Below are 18,888 nucleotides of genomic sequence, written 5' to 3'. Positions count from 1 at the left end.
TTCGCCAATTCAAAAAAAGTTTGAACTGCCGTTGATCGGATGATGCACTGCAACTGACTCTTTTTGATCGAAGATTTTTGTCAAACCACGAGACTGCTTGATTGAACTTTAGTGCCAGCCCTGTTTGGGTCCGGCCTTAGAACAAAACCAAGTTGGGCAGGAAACGATGGTCAGTCCCGAGCCTTGGAACGCGACCCGCGCGGCTGCAATCGTCGCTGGGCTGCAATCCCTGGAGGGCGCGACTCTCCCTATATTGCATGCTCTGCAGGAGGCGTTCGGCTACGTCGACGCGCAGGCGGTGCCGATGATCGCCGACGCGCTGAACCTGTCGCGCGCCGAAGTGCATGGCTGCCTGACCTTCTACCACGACTTCCGGCGCGAGCCGCCGGCCGGCCGCCACCATGTCAAGTTGTGCCGGGCCGAGGCCTGCCAGGCGATGGGCTCCGACCGGCTGCACGGCGAGATCCTCTCGCGGATGGGCTGCGATTGGCACGGCACCAGCGCCGACGGCGTGACCGTCGAGCCGGTCTACTGCCTCGGCCTCTGTGCCAACGCGCCTGCCGCCCTGGTCGATGACGAGCCGCTCGCTCGCCTCTCCGCCGAATCCCTCGACGCCGCCCTCAAGGAGGCCCGCGCGTGAGCATCACCGTCTACGTCCCGCAGGACGCCGTCGCCCTCGGGCTCGGCGCCAACCGCGTCGCCCGGGCGATCTTCGCCGGCGCGGAAGCTCGCGGTCTCGACGTGCGCATCGTCCGCACCGGCACCCGCGGCCTGCTCTGGCTCGAACCGATGGTCGAGGTCGCGACCCCTGAGGGCCGCATCGCCTACGGCCCGGTGACCCCGGCCGATGTCGAGGGCCTGCTCGATGCCGGGCTCACTGAAGGTGGGGAGCACGCGCTCCGCCTTGGCAAGCCGGAAGAAATTCCGTTCCTGGCCAAGCAGCACCGGCTCACCTTCCACCGCTGCGGCGTGGTCGATCCAGTCTCGGTCGAGGATTACCGGGCCCATGGTGGTTACCGCGGCCTGGAAGCCGCGCTGAAGCTCGACGCGGAGGGCATCGTCGCCCAGGTGCGCGATTCGGGGCTACGCGGTCGCGGCGGCGCCGGCTTCCCGGCGGGCATCAAGTGGAACACGGTGATGCTGGCCCAATCGGACCAGAAATACGTGGTCTGCAACGCCGACGAGGGCGATTCCGGCACCTTCGCCGACCGGATCATGATGGAGGGCGACCCCTTCAACCTGATCGAGGGCATGACCATCGCCGCCGTCGCGACCGGCGCCACCCGCGGCTACATCTACTGCCGCTCGGAGTACCCGCAGAGCTTCAAGACCCTGCGCGACGCCATCGCCAACGGTGTGCGGGCGGGCGTCCTCGGCGACAACATTCTGGGCAGCGGCAAGAGCTTCCACCTGGAAGTGCGGCTGGGCGCCGGTGCCTATATCTGCGGCGAGGAGACCTCGCTGCTGGAGAGCCTTGAGGGCAAGCGCGGCATCGTTCGGGCCAAGCCCCCGATCCCGGCGCTGAAGGGCTTTCTCGGCAAGCCGACACTGGTCAACAACGTCATGACCTTCACGGCCGTGCCGTACATCCTGGAGCACGGCGCCAAGTCTTACGCCGAGTACGGCATGGGCCGCTCGCTCGGTACCCTGCCGATCCAGCTCGCCGGAAACATCCGGCAGGGCGGCCTGATCGAGTACGCCTTCGGCATCACCATCCGTCAGGTGATCGAGGATTTCGGCGGCGGCACGGCCTCGGGCCGTCCGGTCCGCGCGGTGCAGGTCGGCGGTCCGCTCGGGGCCTACTTCCCCGACGATCTGCTCGACACGCCCCTCGATTACGAGGCGATGGCGGCCAAGAAGGGCCTCGTCGGCCATGGCGGCATCGTCGTGTTCGACGACACCGTGGACATGGCCAAGCAGGCTCGCTTCGCCTTCGAGTTCTGCGCTACCGAATCCTGCGGCAAGTGCACCCCGTGCCGCGTCGGCGCCACCCGCGGCGTCGAGACCATGGACAAGGTCATCTCCGGCATCCGCCCGGAGGCCAATCTCAAGCTCGTCGAAGATCTCTGCGAGATCATGACCGACGGCTCGCTCTGCGCCATGGGCGGCCTGACGCCCATGCCCGTGATGAGCGCGATCACCAACTTCCCCGAGGATTTTCGGCGCGCGGGCGATCTGCCTGTCGCGGCCGAGTGAGGAGGCCGTCGCATGACCCTCATCAAGGAAATCGACTACGGCACGCCGATCCGGCTCAATGAGCAGACGGTGACGCTGACCATCGACGGCGAGAGCGTGACGGTGCCCGCGGGCACCTCGGTCATGGCCGCCGCGATGCATATGGGCACCAAGATCCCGAAGCTCTGCGCCACGGATTCGCTCGAGCCGTTCGGCTCCTGCCGGATGTGCCTCGTGGAGATCGACGGACGCCGCGGCACGCCCGCCTCGTGCACCACCCCGGCCGAGAACGGCATGGTCGTGCACACGCAGACCGACAAGCTGCATCGGCTCCGCAAGGGTGTGATGGAGCTCTACATCTCCGACCATCCGCTCGACTGCCTGACCTGCGCCGCCAACGGCGATTGCGAGCTGCAAGATACTGCAGGTCAGGTTGGCCTGCGCGAGGTTCGCTACGGCTATGACGGCGACAACCACGTCAAGCTGGCCTCCGACCGCTACCTGCCCAAGGACGAGTCGAACCCCTACTTCACCTACGACCCGTCGAAGTGCATCGTCTGCAACCGCTGCGTCCGCGCCTGTGAGGAGACGCAGGGCACCTTCGCGCTGACCATCGAGGGCCGCGGCTTCGACAGCCGCGTGGCGGCGGGCCCGACCAACTTTATGCAGTCCGAATGCGTGTCCTGCGGCGCCTGCGTCCAGGCCTGCCCGACCGCGACGCTGCAGGAGAAAACGATTCACCAATACGGCCAGCCGGACCATTCCGAGGTCACGACCTGCGCCTATTGCGGCGTCGGCTGCGCCTTCAAGGCCGAGATGCAGGGCGACAAGGTCGTCCGCATGGTGCCCTACAAGGGCGGCAAGGCCAACGAGGGCCATAGCTGCGTCAAGGGCCGCTTCGCCTACGGCTACGCCACCCACAAGGACCGCATCACCAAGCCGATGATCCGCGAGAAGATCACGGATCCGTGGCGCGAGGTGTCGTGGGAGGAGGCGATCAATCACGCCGCCTCCGAGTTCAAGCGCATCCAGGCGACCTACGGCCGCGACTCGGTCGGCGGCATCACCTCGTCGCGCTGCACCAACGAGGAAGCCTACCTCGTCCAGAAGCTGGTGCGGGCCGCCTTCGGCAACAACAACGTCGATACCTGCGCCCGCGTCTGCCACTCGCCGACCGGCTACGGCCTGATGTCGACGCTCGGCACCTCCGCCGGCACGCAGGACTTCAAGTCGGTCGAGGAATCCGACGTGATCCTCGTCATCGGCGCCAACCCGACCGACGGCCACCCGGTCTTCGGCTCGCGGATGAAGAAGCGGCTGCGTGAGGGCGCCCGCCTCATCGTCGCCGACCCGCGCAAGATCGACCTCGTGAAGTCGCCCCACATCCGGGCCGACCATCACCTGCCGCTCAAGCCCGGCTCCAACGTCGCCTTCATCAACGCGTTCGCCCACGTCATCGTCACGGAAGGGCTGATCGCCGAGGACTACGTCCGCGAGCGCTGCGATCTGGCCGAGTTCGAGTCCTGGGCCCGCTTCATCGCCGAGGAGCGCAACTCGCCGGAAGCCGCGCAGGCCATCACCGGCGTCGATCCGCAGGAGATCCGCGCGGCGGCCCGGCTCTACGCCACCGGCGGCAAGGCGGCGATCTACTACGGGCTCGGCGTGACCGAGCACAGCCAGGGCTCGACCATGGTGATGGGCATGGCCAACATCGCCATGGCCACCGGCAATATCGGCATGGTGGGTGCGGGCGTGAACCCGCTGCGCGGCCAGAACAACGTGCAGGGCTCCTGCGACATGGGCTCGTTCCCGCACGAGCTGCCGGGCTACCGCCACGTCTCGGACGACGCCACCCGCGAGAGCTTCGAGGCGATCTGGGGGGCCAAGCTCGACAACGCGCCGGGTCTGCGCATCACCAACATGCTGGACGAGGCCGTCGGCGGCAGCTTCAAGGGCATGTACATCCAGGGCGAGGACATCGCGCAGTCCGACCCCGACACCCATCACGTGACCTCCGGCCTCAAGGCCATGGAGTGCATCGTGATCCAGGACCTGTTCCTGAACGAGACCGCCAAATACGCCCACGTCTTCCTGCCGGGCGCCTCCTTCCTGGAGAAGGACGGCACCTTCACCAACGCCGAGCGCCGCATCTCCCGCGTGCGCAAGGTGATGGCACCGATGGGCGGCTACGGCGACTGGGAGGGCACGGTGCTGCTCGCCAACGCCCTGGGCTACAAGATGGAGTACACGCAACCGTCCGAGATCATGGACGAGATCGCGGCGCTCACCCCGAGCTTCGCCGGCGTCTCCTACGACAAGCTGGAGGAGCTGGGCTCGATCCAGTGGCCGTGCAACGAGAAGGCGCCGCTCGGCACGCCGATGATGCACGTCGACCGGTTCGTGCGCGGCAAGGGCCGCTTCATGATCACGGAATACGTGCCCACCGACGAGCGGACCACGGGCAAGTTCCCGCTGATCCTCACCACGGGCCGCATCCTCTCGCAGTACAATGTCGGCGCGCAGACGCGGCGGACCGAGAACTCCCGCTGGCACGAGGAAGACGTGCTGGAGATCCACCCCTTCGACGCGGAGATGCGCGGCATCGTCGATGGCGACCTCGTCGCCCTGGAGAGCCGCTCGGGCGACATCGCGCTGAAGGCCAAGGTGACCGAGCGGATGCAGCCGGGGATCGTCTACACGACGTTCCACCACGCCAAGACCGGCGCCAACGTCATCACCACCGACTATTCGGACTGGGCGACCAACTGCCCCGAATACAAGGTGACGGCGGTGCAGGTGCGGCGCACGAACCGGCCCTCGGACTGGCAGGCGAAGTTCTACGAGGAGGACTTCTCACTGACGCGCATCGCCGAAGCGGCGGAGTAGTCTTCCAGCGGGGCGGGCTTGCGCCCGCCCCCAGACGTCCGATCCTGTCCCTCAAGATGAGGGAGCGGGGGGCGCGCTTTCCAATCAGACACAGCCGAGTGCGGGCATGAGCGCAACGACCATCAACGACCGACTGGTGCGGATGGCCAACCAGATCGCCCTGTTCTTCCGGTCCTACCCGGAGGAGGAGGCGGTCTCGGGCATCCACAAGCACATCGTGGCGTTCTGGACGCCGAAGATGCGCCGCGACCTCGAAGGCTACGCCGAGGAGGCCGGCGAGCGGCTCGACGCGCTCGTTCACCGGGCGCTTCACGAGGACCCGGCGGTCGAGAGCCCGGTGCGTCCGGCCACCCACAATCCGCAGCTCGTGGGCGAGGGTGCCAGCGACGCGGGGTAAAGGCCGGCGGCCTGCGCTTGAGAAGCCGGCCGCAATCGGCCTACCACGGCGGGAGCCCGCCCTCTCAGCGGGCGCCGGGGCGGTGCATCCGTGATCGACAAGCTCGAATTCCTCCTGGCGCTCGCCCGCGAACAGCATTTCGGGCGTGCGGCGGAGACCTGCGGCGTGACCCAGCAGACCCTCTCGGCGGGGGTGAAGAGCCTGGAGGACCGTTTCGGCGTGCGCCTGGTTCAGCGCGGCTCACGCTTCCAGGGATTCACGCCCGAGGGGGACCGGGTGCTGGCCTGGGGCCGCCGCATCGTCGGCGACGCCCGCGCCATGCAGGACGACGTGGCGGCGCTGCGCAAGGGGCTGACGGGGCACCTGCGGATCGCTGCGGTGCCGACGGCACTGCCGATGGTGGCCGCGCTGACCACGCCCTACCGGGCCCGCTACCCGAACGTGCGCTTCAGCGTCCTGTCCACGACCTCGGAAGAGATCTTCTCACTGATCGACAACCTCGAGGCGGATGCGGGGCTGACCTATCTCGACAACGAGCCGCTCGGGCGCGTGATCGCCGTGCCGCTCTACACCGAGCACTACCAGCTCCTGACCGCGGCCGGCGGCCCCTACGACGACCGGGCCAGCGTCACCTGGGCGGAGCTGGCGAAGATCCCGCTCTGCCTGCTGACCCCCAACATGCAGAACCGCCGCATCATCGATCAGCAGATACGGGCCGCGGGCGGCGAGGCGGCGCCGACGCTCGAATCCAATTCCATGGTCGTGCTGATGACCCATGTGCGCACCCTGCAATGGGCGAGCGTGATGCCGGCCATCCTCGCCGACGCGCTGGGTCCGACCGAGGGCCTGCGGGCGATCCCGATCGTGGAGCCGGACCTGCGCCATGCCATCGGCCTCGTCGCCCCGCGCCGCGACCCGGCGACACCGATGGTGACCGCTCTCGTCAACGTCGCCCGCGCCGTAGCCCGGACCCTGGACGGCGAGGATCAGGTCTCGCCCGTGCCGCACGGATCCGGACCAATTTGAGATATTGAGATCCCAAAGGGATCATCCCTTTGGCGGGGCGCGGGGCAGCGCCCCGCTTCAACGTCTGGCAGCTCAGGCGCCAGGGCGCTGGATCACGGCGCAGAGGGTGAGCGAACCCTGCTCCTTGCGCATGAAGGCGCAGGTGACGCGGGCGCTGTCCACCTCGACCGTGCTGTGGCGCTTGTCCTGCGCGCTCGCGCGGGCCTGCCGGGTGGCGTCCCGCAGCCGATCCGGTGCGATTCCCGTAATGGCATGGCCCGCCTCTACGAACAGCGTGTCGTAGGCCTCGGGCGGGGTCTCGCCCTTGTACTGTGCGCCGACGGAGGACGCGTTGGCGCCCGCGCATGAGAGCGTCAGCGATGTCTGCGGCCCGGCCTCGAACCGGGCGAAGTCGGCGCTCCGCTCGGCGACCGTCGCGCTCGTGGCCCGTTGCACCCGATCGATCAGATCGGTGCAGGAATCCTCCGCCATGGCGGGGGAGGCGGCGAGGGCGAGGAGGAGAGCGAGGGTGCTGCGCATGCATCCGATGTAGGGCAAACCGGCAAATCCCGTCGCCGGTCCGGACTGAGGCGTAGCGCCGCTGCGCTCACGGTTGCCAGGGCTCGGCGGGTTGCGCCTCCGCTTCCTCTGCGCCCTGCGTATCAAGCTGGGCCTGGATCGCGCGCAAAGCCTCCTGCACGCCCTGCCCAGAGGCCGACGAGAGCACCAGCGGCTTGCCGCCCGCCGCCCGCTTCAGCCGGGCGAGCTGCTGCTTGAGGGTGTCGGCATCGAGCGCGTCCGCCTTTGAGAGGGCGACGATCTCGGGCTTGTCGGACAAGCCCTCGCCGTAGGCCTCCAACTCGCGCCGCACCAGCTTGTAGGCCTTGCCGGCATGCTCGCTCGTGCCCTCCACGAGGTGGAGCAGAACCCGGCAGCGCTCGACATGGGCGAGGAAGCGGTCGCCGAGGCCGACGCCCTCATGCGCGCCCTCGATCAGGCCGGGGATGTCGGCGAGCACGAACTCGCGCTCGTCCGAGCGCACCACGCCGAGGCCCGGATGGAGGGTGGTGAAGGGATAGTCGGCAATCTTCGGCTTGGCGGCGGTGACGGTCGCCAGGAAGGTCGATTTGCCCGCATTCGGCAGGCCGACGAGGCCGGCATCGGCGATGAGCTTGAGGCGCAGGATCAGCCACATCTCCTGGCCTTCCAGGCCGGGATTGGCGTGGCGCGGCGCCCGGTTCGTGGAGGTGGTGAAGTAGGCGTTGCCGAAGCCGCCATTGCCGCCCTTGGCGAGCCGCACCCGCTGGCCGACCTCGGTCATGTCGGCGATCAGCGTCTCGCCATCCTCGGCGAAGACCTGCGTGCCCGCCGGCACCTGAAGCACCGCGTCGTCGCCCTTGGCGCCGTGGCAGTTCGAGCCCATGCCGTGCTCGCCCTTCTTCGCCTTGAAGTGCTGCCGGTAGCGGTAGTCGATCAGGGTGTTGAGGCCCTGCACGCACTCGATCCAAACATCGCCGCCCCGTCCGCCGTCGCCGCCGTTCGGCCCGCCGAACTCGATGAACTTTTCCCGTCGGAACGAGACGCAGCCGGGACCGCCGTCGCCGGAGCGGACGTAGACCTTGGCTTCATCGAGGAATTTCACGGTGCTTCGCCTTGGCTTCTGGACCGGGAGGGCCGGTCAGCTTTCTGTGCGACGGCACTGGCCGTCGAGATTGAGGTACTGGATGCTGCGCAGGCCCGCCTCGAACCATCCGCCGGCATCCGGCTGGCGGCCGTTGGCGCCGCCGTCGCCGTAGAGGTTGATCTGGATCGCGCCGTCGGGCGAGCGCAGGGTCGGCGCCTCGCCGTCGCGAGCATAGGTCCAGGTCGGCCGTTCGTCGAACAGGGTCTGCGACCCGTCCGCCTCCCGCTGGAACAGTTGCCCGTATGCGCTCCCGCCACCCGCAGGGCTGGCGAAGTAGAACCCGACCTTCGGGGTGCGGCCGGCGAAATTGTAGAACTCGCAGTAGAGCCGGGTTTCGCCCCGAGGTCTCGGGGCCGCCGCCGCGGCTTCGATCGGCGGCGGCGGCACCTCGCGGGTGATCGCGAAGATCAGGCTGCCGAGGGCGATCGCGGTGAGGCCGGCCGCGAGGCCGGCGACCATCCGTGTCCTCATGCCAGGCGGCCTCCCACGGCCGTCCCGCGCCGGTCGAGCCACTCGGCCCGATCGAGCCGGAAGTTGTGGCTCGGCACGGCACCGCCCCGCGCCTCGAAGACCGGTGCGGATTCGCCGGTCAGGCGGAACCCGCACTTCTCCAGCACGCGGCGCGAGCCAGGATTGCCGATCATCGCCGACGAGGCGAGCGCTCGCTCTCCGGCATAGGCGAAGGTGGCGTCCACCAGCGCCTCGGCCGCCTCGGTCATCAGCCCCTCGCCCCAGAACGGGCGCCCGAGCCAGTAGCCGAGATGCGGCTCGGACGCGTCGGGCCGGTTCTCGACCGAGACGACGCCGATCAGGTTCGCGGGCGCCGCCCGCCGGCACAGGGCCATGATCAGCCCCTCCCCGGCCGTATTCATCGCCCGCGCCTGGATCACGAAGCTTTCGGCCTCCGGCAGCGGAAGCGGGCTCGAAATCCGCGCGGTCATCTCGGCCACGGCCGGATCGCCGGCGAATCGCGAGACGGCCTCGGCGTCGCGGGCCATGGGCCAGCGCAGCCAGAGCCGGCGCGTCTCGATGCGGAAAACGTCGTCGCGGGTGAGATCGGGGAACATCGTGAGCCGGTCATGCGAGGGCGCGCGAAGGCGCCGTCCGGGACGACGAAGGGGGAGGATGGTGCCCCATCCTCCCCCGTGTTCCGATCCGCTTGAAGCTTCGCGTAAAGCCTTCAGCGATCGTCCGCCGGTTCGGTGTGGGACACCGGCGGGACGCTCGCTTCGTCGTCAGCGACAAGCGTCCGCCGTTACTCCGCGGCCTGGGCCAGCGGCACTACGGTTACGAAATCGCGGCCGCGCCGGGTCTCGAACTGCACCTTGCCCGGGACGAGGGCGAACAGGGTGTGGTCCTTGCCCATGCCGACGTTCGTGCCGGGGTGCCACTTCGTGCCGCGCTGGCGCACGATGATGTTGCCCGGAATCACGGCCTCGGAGCCGAACTTCTTGACGCCGAGGCGCCGGCCGGCGGAGTCGCGGCCGTTGCGGGACGAGCCGCCTGCTTTTTTGTGTGCCATGGGATTGCTCCGGAATTCTGCTGGATCTGCGTTCGGACGGGCGGCTGATTACTCAGCGGCGGCCGGGGCGGACTCGGCGGCCGGCTCGGCCTTCCGGGTCTTGCGCGGCTCGGCCTTCGAGGTCTTGCCGCCGGCGCTGATCTCGGTGATGCGCACGACCGTGAAGTCCTGACGGTGACCGCGGCGGCGGCGCGAGTTCTGGCGACGGCGCTTCTTGAAGGCGATGACCTTCCGCGTGCGGCCGTGCTGGACGATCTCGCCGGTGACGCCGATGCCCGACAGGAGCGGGGTGCCGACCTGGGTGGCATCGCCGTCCGTGAACAGCAGCACGTCGCCGAAGGTGACGGCGGCGCCGGCCTCACCCTCGAGGGTGGCCACGGTGATGACGTCGTTGGCGGCAACGCGATATTGCTTGCCGCCTGTCTTGATGACTGCGAACATCGTTGTCTCTCGTGTTCTGTGCCGGCCTCCGGCGCCGTGAGGACCTGGGCCGTCTTCTTGTTCAGGTCATCCGCGCAGATCAGGCTGAGCCGTGAGCGCACGAACGCGAAACGCGCGGACTTCGTCGAGGAAGCCGCGCGGTGCCGGCCGGATAGTCGGGAGCGGGGCTTCTGTCAAGGCGAGACGAAGACCCGCCTACCGCTTCGTCAGCCCACCCAGCACATTCCGCAGGATCGCGTCGCCCACCTCCGTGCCGACCTTGCGCGCCATGGAGCGGGCAGCGTTGCCGATGACCTGCTCGGCCAGACTCGGCGGCGGGCGGCGGGTGCGGCCGGTTCCTTTGCCCGCCCCTTTGCCTTTCGGCGCCTCTTCGCCACTGCCGAAGAGCCCGCCGAGCCAGCCGCCCAGCATGCCCGACAATCCGCCCTCGCTCTGGCCCGCGGCCTCCGCCGGGGCAGAATCGAGGTGCTTGCGCTGGGCCAGCATCTCGTAGGCGCTCTCGTTGTCGACCGCCTCGTCGTACTTTCCGCGCAGGGGGCTCTGCCCGATGATCGCGGCGCGCTCGGCCGGCGTCAGCGGTCCTACCCGTCCCTGGGGCGGGGCGATCAGCGCCCGCTCCACGATCGAGGGCGTGCCCTTCGCCTCCAGAAAACTCACCAACGCCTCGCCGACGGCGAGTTCGGTGATCGCCTTGCCGACATCGAAGCCGGGGTTCTGGCGGAAGGTCTCGGCGGCGGCGCGCACGGCGCGCTGGTCGCGGGGGGTGAAGGCGCGCAGCGCGTGCTGCACCCGGTTGCCGAGCTGGCCGAGCACCGTCTCCGGCACGTCGAGCGGGTTCTGCGTCACGAAGTAGACGCCGACGCCCTTCGAGCGGATCAGGCGCACCACCTGCTCGACCGCGTCGAGAAGGGCCTTCGGCGCGTCGTTGAACAGCAGGTGCGCCTCGTCGAAGAAGAACACGAGCTTGGGCTTGTCGAGGTCGCCGACCTCGGGAAGCTGCTCGAACAGCTCGGAGAGCATCCACAGCAGGAACGAGGCGTAGAGGCGCGGCCGCTGCATCAGCTTGTCGGCGGCCAGGATGTTGACGAAGCCCCTGCCCTCCCGGTCGGTCCGCATGAAGTCTTCGAGGTTGAGCGCCGGCTCGCCGAGGAATTGGTCGGCGCCCTGGTTCTCCAGCACGAGCAGCGCCCGCTGGATCGCGCCGATCGAGGCGCCCGAGACGTTGCCGTAGGTGGCCGACAGCTCCTTGGCGTTCTCCGACAGGAAGGTGAGGAGCGCGCGCAGATCCTTCAGGTCGATCAGCGGCCACTGGTTCTCGTCGGCGACGCGGAAGGCGATGTTGAGCACGCCCTCTTGGATGTCGTTGAGTTCGAGCAGGCGGGCGAGAAGCAGCGGGCCCATCTCGGTGACGGTGCAGCGGATCGGGTGGCCCTGCTCGCCGAACACGTCCCAGAACATCGTCGGGAAGCGGTCGGGCTCATAAGCGATCCCGAGTTCTTCCGCCCGCTTGACGAAATGCGGCTTGGCCTCGCCCTCGGCGGCGAGCCCCGAGAGGTCGCCCTTGATGTCGGCGGCGAAGACCGGGACGCCCGCGTTGGAAAAGCCCTCCGCCAGCACCTGCAGCGTCACGGTCTTGCCGGTGCCGGTGGCGCCCGCCACGAGGCCGTGGCGGTTGGCCAGCCGCAGGCTCAGTACCTCGGGCTTCGGTCGCGGCCCCGTGCTCCGGCCGACCAGAATCGTCCCCTCGCCCGCTGTCATGCCGTCCTCGTCCGATCCGTCGCCGTTGTGCAGGTGTCGTGACGGACAGGGTATGGCGCCCCGCGTGCCCGATCCAGGGCCGGGACATCGGCAACCCTTGATTTCGCCGTCGCCGCATCGGACAGACACGCATCTGCTAAGGAGGAAGCGTTTCATGGAAGAATTGATTGCCCGTGTGACCAACCGGACCGGGCTCGACGCGGGGACCGCCAAGACCGCGATCGGACACATCCTCGCCTTCCTGCAGAAGGAAGGGCCGGCCACCGAGGTGAGCCAGTTGATGGCCGCGCTTCCGGGCTCCGAGACGGCGATCGCCGAGGCCAATGCCAACGAGGGCGGCGGCGGGCTGATGGGCATGCTCGGCGGCATGATGGGCGGCGGCGTGATGGCGCTCGGCCAGAAGCTGATCTCGGCCGGCGTGCCGATGAACCAGATGCAGCCGCTCGGCCAGGAACTCTTCGCCTACGGTCGCGAGAAGGCCGGTGAGGACGTCATGGGTCCGATCGTCGGCTCGATCCCGGGCCTGAACCAGTTCGTCTGAGACGGCAGGGTTGTCCCTTAAACCCCTGTGATCGTTAGCCGGTTTTCATTCGCCGGCTATTACGAGCGCTTCGCGCGGAGCCTGGCAAAGGCTTCGCGCAAGTCTCTGTCAAGGCACGAAGATCTCCGTCATAAAAGCGTGCGGCCTTCGTGATGTTGTCGCCGCGCAAGAGGACGCATCGCGCGGCCTCCCGCGACGGGATCGTGTCGATCATGCTGCCGAATTTTTCCCCGCGCGAGGCCACGGCCGCGTGGAAGGCCGGCTGGGAGACCAAGGTTCAGGCGCCCTTCGCCCGCTTCCGCCAGACCTTCGAGGGCGGCGACCTCGCCCTGCCCGGCGGTGCGCCGATCCTGCTGAAGAACCGGGCCAAGCGCCCGCTGCTCGAACCGGGGCTCGACCCCAGCCTCGGCCGGATCGGGGCGCTCGAAGTGCGGCTCGCCACCACCAAGTCCGAGATCCGCCGGGCGCAGCGACTGCGCTACCGCGTGTTCTACGAGGAGATGTCGGCAGTGCCGACCGGCATGGCCGCGCTCAAGCGCCGCGATGTCGATGCCTACGACGCGATCTGCGACCACCTCCTCGTCATCGACCACGCGGCGACCGACGCGAAGCCCTTCCGCAAGGCCCGGCCGAAGGTGGTCGGCACCTACCGGCTGTTGCGCCAGGACCGGGCGGAGGCGCATTTCGGCTTCTACTCCTCTGGCGAGTACGACCTCGCGCCGCTGCTGGAGCGCCATCCGGGCAAGCGCTTCCTCGAACTCGGCCGCTCCTGCGTGCTGAAGCCCTACCGCACCAAGCGCACCGTCGAACTCTTGTGGCACGGCATCTGGGCCTATGTGCAGCACCACCGCATCGACGCGATGCTGGGCTGCGCCAGCCTAGAGGGCACCGATCCGGAGCGTCTGGCGCTGCCCTTGAGCTTCCTCCACCACCATGCCCGCGCCCCCGAGGCGTGGCGAGCCCGCGCCCTGCCGGAGCGCTACGTCGCAATGGACCGGCTGGCGAAGGAGGCGGTCGATCCGAAGGCGGCGCTGATGGCGCTGCCGCCGCTGGTGAAGGGCTATCTCCGGGTCGGGGCGACCTTCGGCGACGGCGCGGTGGTGGACCGCCAGTTCGGCACCACCGACGTGCTCGTGGTGCTGCCGGTCTCAGGCATCGCCGCGCGCTACATCGGCCATTTCGGCGCGGGTGCGGATCGGCACGCCGCCTGACCGCGCCGGGTTGCGGGGTAGGGTGAAGCCGGTTCAGGCCGAGCGCCCCTCAACCCTCGCGCGTCGTTTGAAGGTCATGCCCGCCGTCTCCGCTCGTCCCTCCGATCGCGACCGCCTCGGCGCGATGACGGCCGCGATCACCTGCGTGGCGGTGGTGGGCACGGGGCTCGGCCTGTCGATCCCGCTCTTGTCGCTGGAAATGGAGCGGATGGGCGCATCGAGCGTCGTCATCGGCCTCAACACGGCGGTGGCGGGGTTCGCGGCGATTCTCACGGTGCCGTTCGTGCCGCGGCTCGCCGCGCGGGTTGGCGTGGTGCGCCTGCTGATCCTGGCGATCGTGCTCGGCGGGCTGTGCCTCTCGGCCTTCAAGCTGTTCCCGAACCTCGTCCTGTGGTTTCCCCTGCGCTTCGTCTTCTCCACGACGATGGGCGTGCTGTTCGTCCTCTCCGAGTACTGGATCAACGACGCGGCGCCGCCCGAGCGGCGCGGGCTGGTGATGGGGATCTACGCGACGATCCTGGCCATCGGCTTCGCCATCGGGCCGACCCTGCTGACGCTGCTCGGCACCGACGGATTCGCGCCGTATCTCGCCGGCTCGGCCCTGTTCTTCCTCGGTCTCACCCCGCTGGTGCTGGCCCGCAACCTCTCGCCCGATCTCGGGCACGACGAGGGGGCTGGCATTCTGGCCTACCTGCGCCTCGCGCCGCTCGCGGTGCTGGCCGCCGCCCTCTACGGGGCGGTGGAGGCGGGCGCCTTTGCCATCCTGCCCCTCTACGGCCTGCGCATCGGCCTCGACGCGACGATCTCCGCCGCCCTGGTCAGCGCGGTGGCGCTCGGCAACGTGCTGTTCCAGATCCCCGTCGGCCTCCTCGCCGACCGGGTGGATCGGCGCCTCGTCCTCCTCGGCGCGAGCCTCGCCGGGGCGCTCGGGGCGGCCCTGATCCCGGCGGCCTCCGCCTCGCTGCCGCTGCTCTCCGCGCTGCTCTTCGTCTGGGGCGGGATCGTCGGCACGCTCTACACGGTGGGGCTCGCCCATCTCGGAGCCACCTTGCGCGGTCCGGATCTGGCTGGCGCCAACGCCGCCTTCGTCATGCTCTACAATGCCGGGCTGATGCTCGGACCCCCGCTCATCGGCGGCGGCATGGACCTCCAGCCGCCCCAGGGCTTCGCCGTCGCCCTCAGCCTGCTCTTCGCGCTCTACGCCGTGCCGGTGGTGCGGAGTCTCGTTCGCGGACGCGCGGGCTGACGATCGGTTGCGACGGGGTACGGAACGCCGCCGCCGCGGTGCTCGTTATCTCGTCGAAGCTGCACCGTTGCCCGTCCTCGCGACGTGAAGGAACCCGACCCATGAGCCTCATCGGACGCCTCGTCACCAAGCTCCTCGGCACCGACGACCGCGTCGTCGCCCGCGACGACCGCAACGCCGGATCGAGCTCCCCGATCGGCCGTCTCGTCACCAAGCTCCTGCGCAAGTAGAGCGCTTTCCGACGAAGTGGACGCCGGTTCGGCGAAAGAAAGCGCGTTGAAACAAAGACCTAGAGACGCCGGCCTCATGCAATGGGGTCGGATACGGCTCTAGGTCGCGCTACGGGGCGCGAGCCAAGGGCCGGCGGCTCGAAAGGGCCGCGCGGCCCTTTTTCATGCCGGTTTCTGGCCGGTTGCCGGGATCGCCGCACGGGATTGCAACCCTGGGGACCGGCCTGTGGGGTGGCCAATGCGGGGTGGGGCCATTATGCCCCTGGCGCTTCCCGGTCTCGAATCCTCACAGGTAAAGGCTCGGGTTCCTGCCCCGGTTCACGTCACCGGGCCGCGCGACCCGATCTGCGATCATGTCCTCATTGTACGAAGGTGCCCCGGCCGCCCCATCCCCGGCGGTCGACGTCGAAGCGAGCCGCGGCTTGCCGACCTACATCGTCGGCCAGGATGGGCAGGGCCATTGGGTCGCTCTGGAAAGCCAAGGCTTCGGCGGCGGCTATTTCCGCAGCCGCGAGGCGGCGTTCCAGTACGCGGTCGGCGAGACCGGACGCCGTGCGGGCGCGGTGCGCCTCAGCGCCGAGCCGCTGCGCATCGCCCTGTGACGCTGGCGGCAGGCGGCGTTCAGCGCGCCGCCACCGCCTCCCGCACCACGTTCTTGACCAGCGGCGCCGCCGGCACGCTCGGCTGCCAGAACTGACCCGTGCGCCCGGCCTCGTAGCCGAACTGGTAGAGGCTGCGCATGTAGGCGGTGTCGAAGCCGCGCGCCGTCGTGGTCTGCGGCGCGCGCTCGTCGATATAGGTCAGGTTGAAGCCCATCCCGTTGCGGCGGGCGAACACGTCGGTGGCCACCAGCGTCGCCCGCGAGCGGGCGCGGCTCGCGGTGGTGAAGGACTTCTCGACGATCGACAGGGTGTTGTTCTTGGTCACCTCGAATTCCGGTTCGAGGCGGCCGTTGATGACCACGTAGATGTCGGCCTTGCCCGCGCTGCGGAAGCGCCCGTCGCGCACCAGGAAGGATTGCGGGAGGGTGAAGACCGGCGTCACCACCGAGCCATCCACGTGCATTTCCTGGAAAGCGCGGCCCTCCGCCTGCACATCGAGAAGCTGGGGCGGGAACACCGCCGGGATGCTCGCCGAGGCGGTGAGCACGTCGGTGAACAAGGACACCGCGTTGGGCGCGCCGCTCGCGGCGATGGCGCCCATGTTCCAGATCACGGCGCGCTGGGTGTCGAGATTCGTCGTCACCACGAGCAGGCGGCGGCCCTTGGCGTGCTCCTCCGCGACGGCCTGCAGCAGCTCGGGCGTGACGTAGCGGGCGATCAGGTTGCGCAGCCGCCCGTCGCCGAACAGGCCGGAGCCGAACAGCACGTTGGCGATGCTCGGGCTCTGCACCAGCGAGTCGGCGATGCCGCTGGTGTAGATATCGGTGAGGTAGGGATCGTAGGCCGGTCCGAGGAAGGCGAAGGGCGCGATCAGGGCGCCGGTCGAGACGCCGGAGACGATGGTGAATTCCGGCCGCTTGCCCGAGGCGGTCCAGCCGTTGAGCACGCCTGCGCCGTAGGCGCCGTCACCCCCGCCGCCCGAGAGCGCGAGATAGGTGAAGGCCTGACGCTTCTTCTGCGGGCCGGCGGCCATCGCCACGAAATCGGCGGCGCCGGCATCGGCATAGGCCCGCACGCCGACCATCCCCGGCACGGTCGCGGCTTCCGCCTCGCTCTGCGTGTAGTTCGTCCGCGGCAAGGAAGAGCAGGCCGCCGCCTGCCCGGCAACCGCCGCGGCAAGGAGAAGGCGCGACCAGCGGAAACCTTTTGGCATCGACATGACCCGAACAAGCCCGATGGAACAGGGCAAGCTTACACGAAACGAGCTTGGCCGTATTGCGTTCCCGCACACGCGTGTTGCGCTCAAACGCCAGCTGATGCCGTGTTGCCACAACGTGAGCGAGCGTAGTCGCGCAGGTTCGCCTCTCCAGGTCCCCTGTTGCACGGGTTCGCTTGCGCCGGACTGTCGCGGCGGGCCGGCTTGGTCTGCCGCAGGGCGGCGTGCCTCAGAGCCGCATTCGACCCCATTGCATCAGTCCGGCCTCTCTCGATCCTTTGCTTTGACGCGCTTTCTTTCGCCGAACCGGCGTCCATTGCGTCGGAAAGCGCTCTAAACTCTCGAATTTGTCATATGTTCGCGCCGTGCCAGCACGTTAGGATCCCACCAATGTCCGGAGCCGAGCACGAGACCCCAACCGCCTCCTGCGCCCGCGTTGCGGGCGGGCGGCGCCCATGCTGAGCGGGTCGGCGATCCTGAGGGTTCTCCTCCTGATCCTGGCGGCGGCGGGCTTGGCCTGGATCATCCAGTCGGTCTGGCTGCACAGCCCGGATTCGGAGGCCGCTGCGCCGGCCGCGGCGACGGTGACACCCGGCCGGCCGTCGGGCGCTGCCTCCGCGCTGCCGCCGCCCGTGCCGGTGCGCGTGGTGAAGCCGGCCGAGCCGTCACCGGAGCCGCCCCGACCGGTCGCCGAGGCGCCGCCTGCGGCCCTACCCGCGTCGCCGCCGGCCGATCCCGCGCCGTCACCCGCCCCCGTCGCGCGGACAGCGCCGCCGGAATCCGATCCGGTGGCCGAGGCGGAGGAGAACGCCCCACCGGCCGCAGTCTCCTTGATCGACCTCAACACCGCCTCGCTCGCCGAGCTGAACAGCCTGAAGGGCGGCGGTGCCATCGGCCGGACGATCGTCCAGCACCGTCCCTACGCCTCCGTCGATCAGCTTCTCAGCAAACGCGTCCTCAACCGCGCCACCTACCAGCGCATCAAGGATCAGGTCTCGGTGCGGTGACCGGGTTGATCGGGTTGCCGTGAGGTCGCCGCCGAAGGGCGCACGCGGTTCGTGAAAAAACCGCCGACCGAGAGACAACCAAGCGACAAGTGCGCTTTGAAGAAACCGGCGGATCGCTTTTCCGACCACCCGACCCTGCATCCAACCCTGGCACAGCGCGCGCCGAGGCCCTAAACAGGGCAGACGATCCCGAAAAAAGGCCGAGGCGGCTCCATGCAAACGACATCCGGCGCACCGATCCTCCGCCAGGATCTGGGCGTCGAGGAGACGGCGGAATCCGACAACATCGTCCGTTGGGATGGTGAGCGGCTCTACGTCGAGCAGGATATCTACCACAACGGCCAGCTCGTGCACCGCAAGTACCGGCGCACCATCACCGAGCCGGTCGCCCGCGCTCTGCAAACGATCCTCAAGCGCTCGCAGCAATGAGGGCGGCGGCGCTGGGCCTGCTCGCGGTGCTGGCCGCCGCGCTGTCCATGCCCCTCGCCGTCTCACCCGCGGCGGCGCAGGTGCGGGTGACCTTCGTCGCACCCGAGCGCTACACCGATGCCCAGAACCGCTTCGGTTCGGGCCTGTCGCCGCGGGTCGTGCTGGCCGAGATGCGCCGCCTGTTCGAGACACTCGGCAATCAAGTTCTGGCGCCGGGCCAGACCCTGGACATCGCGGTGCTCGACATCGACCTCGCCGGGCTCGATCAGCCGAGCTTCGGCGCGGCCCAGGGCGTGCGGGTGGTGACCGACATCACCCCGCCCCGTTTCCGCCTGCGCTACGCCCTGAAGGAGCGCGGCCGCACGCTGCTGGCGGCGGAGGAAGTCGTCAGCGACATCAACTTCCTGCTCCGCGCCAACCGCCTCTCGTCCGGGCAGACCTTCTTCTACGAGCGCGAGGTGCTGCGGGACTGGTTCCAGGCGCGCTTCGTGCAGCGCCGCCCGCCGCCGGGCTGATCCCGGTTTCGTCACACGCCCGA

20 protein-coding genes and 1 pseudogene are annotated in these 18,888 nt (G+C 68.9%); 13 read left to right on the top strand and 8 right to left on the bottom strand.

Annotated features, from left to right (window positions below; translation table 11 throughout):
- The first annotated feature begins 166 nt into the window (after window positions 1-166).
- The 5 genes from M2437_RS10230 to M2437_RS10210 all read left to right on the top strand — a co-directional run bounded on the left by M2437_RS10230 (window position 167) and on the right by M2437_RS10210 (window position 6,484).
- Window positions 167-640: a formate dehydrogenase subunit gamma gene (locus M2437_RS10230; RefSeq protein ID WP_003604593.1), complete on the top strand. Its 474-nt coding sequence runs from the start codon at window positions 167-169 to the stop codon at window positions 638-640.
- Window positions 637-2,196: a formate dehydrogenase beta subunit gene (locus M2437_RS10225; RefSeq protein WP_253387309.1), complete on the top strand. Its 1,560-nt coding sequence runs from the start codon at window positions 637-639 to the stop codon at window positions 2,194-2,196. Before M2437_RS10230 ends, M2437_RS10225 begins: the two co-directional genes overlap by 4 nt.
- A gap of 12 nt (window positions 2,197-2,208) precedes the next feature.
- On the top strand, window positions 2,209-5,061 hold the full coding sequence (gene fdhF, locus M2437_RS10220; protein ID WP_253387308.1) for a formate dehydrogenase subunit alpha: 2,853 nt from the start codon (window positions 2,209-2,211) through the stop codon (window positions 5,059-5,061).
- Between the two features lie 106 nt (window positions 5,062-5,167).
- Complete coding sequence (locus tag M2437_RS10215; protein ID WP_253387307.1) at window positions 5,168-5,458, top strand: formate dehydrogenase subunit delta; 291 nt, start codon at window positions 5,168-5,170, stop codon at window positions 5,456-5,458.
- 90 nt (window positions 5,459-5,548) lie between these two features.
- Window positions 5,549-6,484, top strand: coding sequence for a LysR family transcriptional regulator (locus M2437_RS10210; RefSeq protein ID WP_015952608.1), 936 nt, complete (start codon window positions 5,549-5,551; stop codon window positions 6,482-6,484).
- A gap of 72 nt (window positions 6,485-6,556) precedes the next feature.
- Here the strand turns inward: M2437_RS10210 and M2437_RS10205 are convergent, their stop codons facing one another.
- From M2437_RS10205 to M2437_RS10175, 7 genes and pseudogenes are all read right to left on the bottom strand, one after another.
- Complete coding sequence (locus tag M2437_RS10205) at window positions 6,557-7,003, bottom strand: hypothetical protein (protein WP_253387306.1); 447 nt, start codon at window positions 7,001-7,003, stop codon at window positions 6,557-6,559.
- Between the two features lie 67 nt (window positions 7,004-7,070).
- On the bottom strand, window positions 7,071-8,105 hold the full coding sequence (obgE, locus tag M2437_RS10200) for a GTPase ObgE (RefSeq protein WP_253387305.1): 1,035 nt from the start codon (window positions 8,103-8,105) through the stop codon (window positions 7,071-7,073).
- A 36-nt stretch (window positions 8,106-8,141) separates the two neighbouring features.
- Window positions 8,142-8,618 (bottom strand): hypothetical protein, encoded by a 477-nt coding sequence (locus tag M2437_RS10195; RefSeq protein ID WP_253387304.1) that lies wholly within the window; start codon window positions 8,616-8,618, stop codon window positions 8,142-8,144.
- The gene (locus tag M2437_RS10190; RefSeq protein WP_253387303.1) at window positions 8,615-9,214 is read right to left on the bottom strand and encodes a GNAT family N-acetyltransferase; all 600 of its coding nucleotides are present in this window, start codon (window positions 9,212-9,214) and stop codon (window positions 8,615-8,617) included. The genes M2437_RS10195 and M2437_RS10190 overlap by 4 nt, the downstream gene beginning before the upstream one ends.
- Before the next feature lie 188 nt (window positions 9,215-9,402).
- Window positions 9,403-9,669 carry a 50S ribosomal protein L27 gene (gene rpmA / locus M2437_RS10185; protein ID WP_003603089.1) on the bottom strand — a complete coding sequence of 89 codons (267 nt, stop codon included), beginning with the start codon at window positions 9,667-9,669 and terminating at the stop codon, window positions 9,403-9,405.
- A 132-nt stretch (window positions 9,670-9,801) separates the two neighbouring features.
- Window positions 9,802-10,110, bottom strand: a pseudogene (gene rplU, locus M2437_RS10180) (50S ribosomal protein L21); the annotation flags it as partial.
- Window positions 10,111-10,305: 195 nt separating this feature from the next.
- Window positions 10,306-11,868 carry a helicase HerA-like domain-containing protein gene (locus M2437_RS10175; protein ID WP_253387302.1) on the bottom strand — a complete coding sequence of 521 codons (1,563 nt, stop codon included), beginning with the start codon at window positions 11,866-11,868 and terminating at the stop codon, window positions 10,306-10,308.
- A gap of 154 nt (window positions 11,869-12,022) precedes the next feature.
- Between M2437_RS10175 and M2437_RS10170 the strand changes: the two genes are divergently transcribed.
- From M2437_RS10170 to M2437_RS10150, 5 genes are all read left to right on the top strand, one after another.
- Window positions 12,023-12,409 carry a DUF2267 domain-containing protein gene (locus M2437_RS10170; protein ID WP_253387301.1) on the top strand — a complete coding sequence of 129 codons (387 nt, stop codon included), beginning with the start codon at window positions 12,023-12,025 and terminating at the stop codon, window positions 12,407-12,409.
- A 212-nt stretch (window positions 12,410-12,621) separates the two neighbouring features.
- Window positions 12,622-13,620 carry a l-ornithine N(alpha)-acyltransferase gene (gene olsB, locus M2437_RS10165; protein WP_253387300.1) on the top strand — a complete coding sequence of 333 codons (999 nt, stop codon included), beginning with the start codon at window positions 12,622-12,624 and terminating at the stop codon, window positions 13,618-13,620.
- 76 nt (window positions 13,621-13,696) lie between these two features.
- The gene (locus M2437_RS10160; protein WP_056461656.1) at window positions 13,697-14,866 is read left to right on the top strand and encodes an MFS transporter; all 1,170 of its coding nucleotides are present in this window, start codon (window positions 13,697-13,699) and stop codon (window positions 14,864-14,866) included.
- A gap of 101 nt (window positions 14,867-14,967) precedes the next feature.
- The gene (locus M2437_RS10155; protein ID WP_003603100.1) at window positions 14,968-15,096 is read left to right on the top strand and encodes a hypothetical protein; all 129 of its coding nucleotides are present in this window, start codon (window positions 14,968-14,970) and stop codon (window positions 15,094-15,096) included.
- Window positions 15,097-15,449: 353 nt separating this feature from the next.
- Window positions 15,450-15,698, top strand: a complete 249-nt coding sequence (locus tag M2437_RS10150) for a hypothetical protein (RefSeq protein WP_253387299.1) — start codon at window positions 15,450-15,452, stop codon at window positions 15,696-15,698.
- Between the two features lie 19 nt (window positions 15,699-15,717).
- On the opposite strand, the gene M2437_RS10145 is transcribed toward M2437_RS10150, so the two are convergent.
- The gene (locus tag M2437_RS10145; RefSeq protein WP_012255511.1) at window positions 15,718-16,911 is read right to left on the bottom strand and encodes a patatin-like phospholipase family protein; all 1,194 of its coding nucleotides are present in this window, start codon (window positions 16,909-16,911) and stop codon (window positions 15,718-15,720) included.
- A 458-nt stretch (window positions 16,912-17,369) separates the two neighbouring features.
- On the opposite strand from M2437_RS10145, the gene M2437_RS10140 reads away from it, so the two are divergent.
- The 3 genes from M2437_RS10140 to M2437_RS10130 all read left to right on the top strand — a co-directional run bounded on the left by M2437_RS10140 (window position 17,370) and on the right by M2437_RS10130 (window position 18,865).
- Window positions 17,370-17,921, top strand: coding sequence for a ComEA family DNA-binding protein (locus M2437_RS10140; RefSeq protein ID WP_253387298.1), 552 nt, complete (start codon window positions 17,370-17,372; stop codon window positions 17,919-17,921).
- 213 nt (window positions 17,922-18,134) lie between these two features.
- A complete protein-coding gene (locus M2437_RS10135) occupies window positions 18,135-18,350 on the top strand; it encodes a hypothetical protein (protein WP_003606358.1) in 216 nt (71 codons plus the stop codon).
- Window positions 18,347-18,865: a DUF3016 domain-containing protein gene (locus tag M2437_RS10130; protein ID WP_015824513.1), complete on the top strand. Its 519-nt coding sequence runs from the start codon at window positions 18,347-18,349 to the stop codon at window positions 18,863-18,865. The genes M2437_RS10135 and M2437_RS10130 overlap by 4 nt, the downstream gene beginning before the upstream one ends.
- Window positions 18,866-18,888 lie beyond the last annotated feature (23 nt).

Source organism: Methylorubrum pseudosasae (genome assembly GCF_029504475.1).
Classification (GTDB): Bacteria; Pseudomonadota; Alphaproteobacteria; order Rhizobiales; family Beijerinckiaceae; genus Methylobacterium; species Methylobacterium extorquens.
This window is presented reverse-complemented; position numbering and strand designations above follow the sequence as displayed.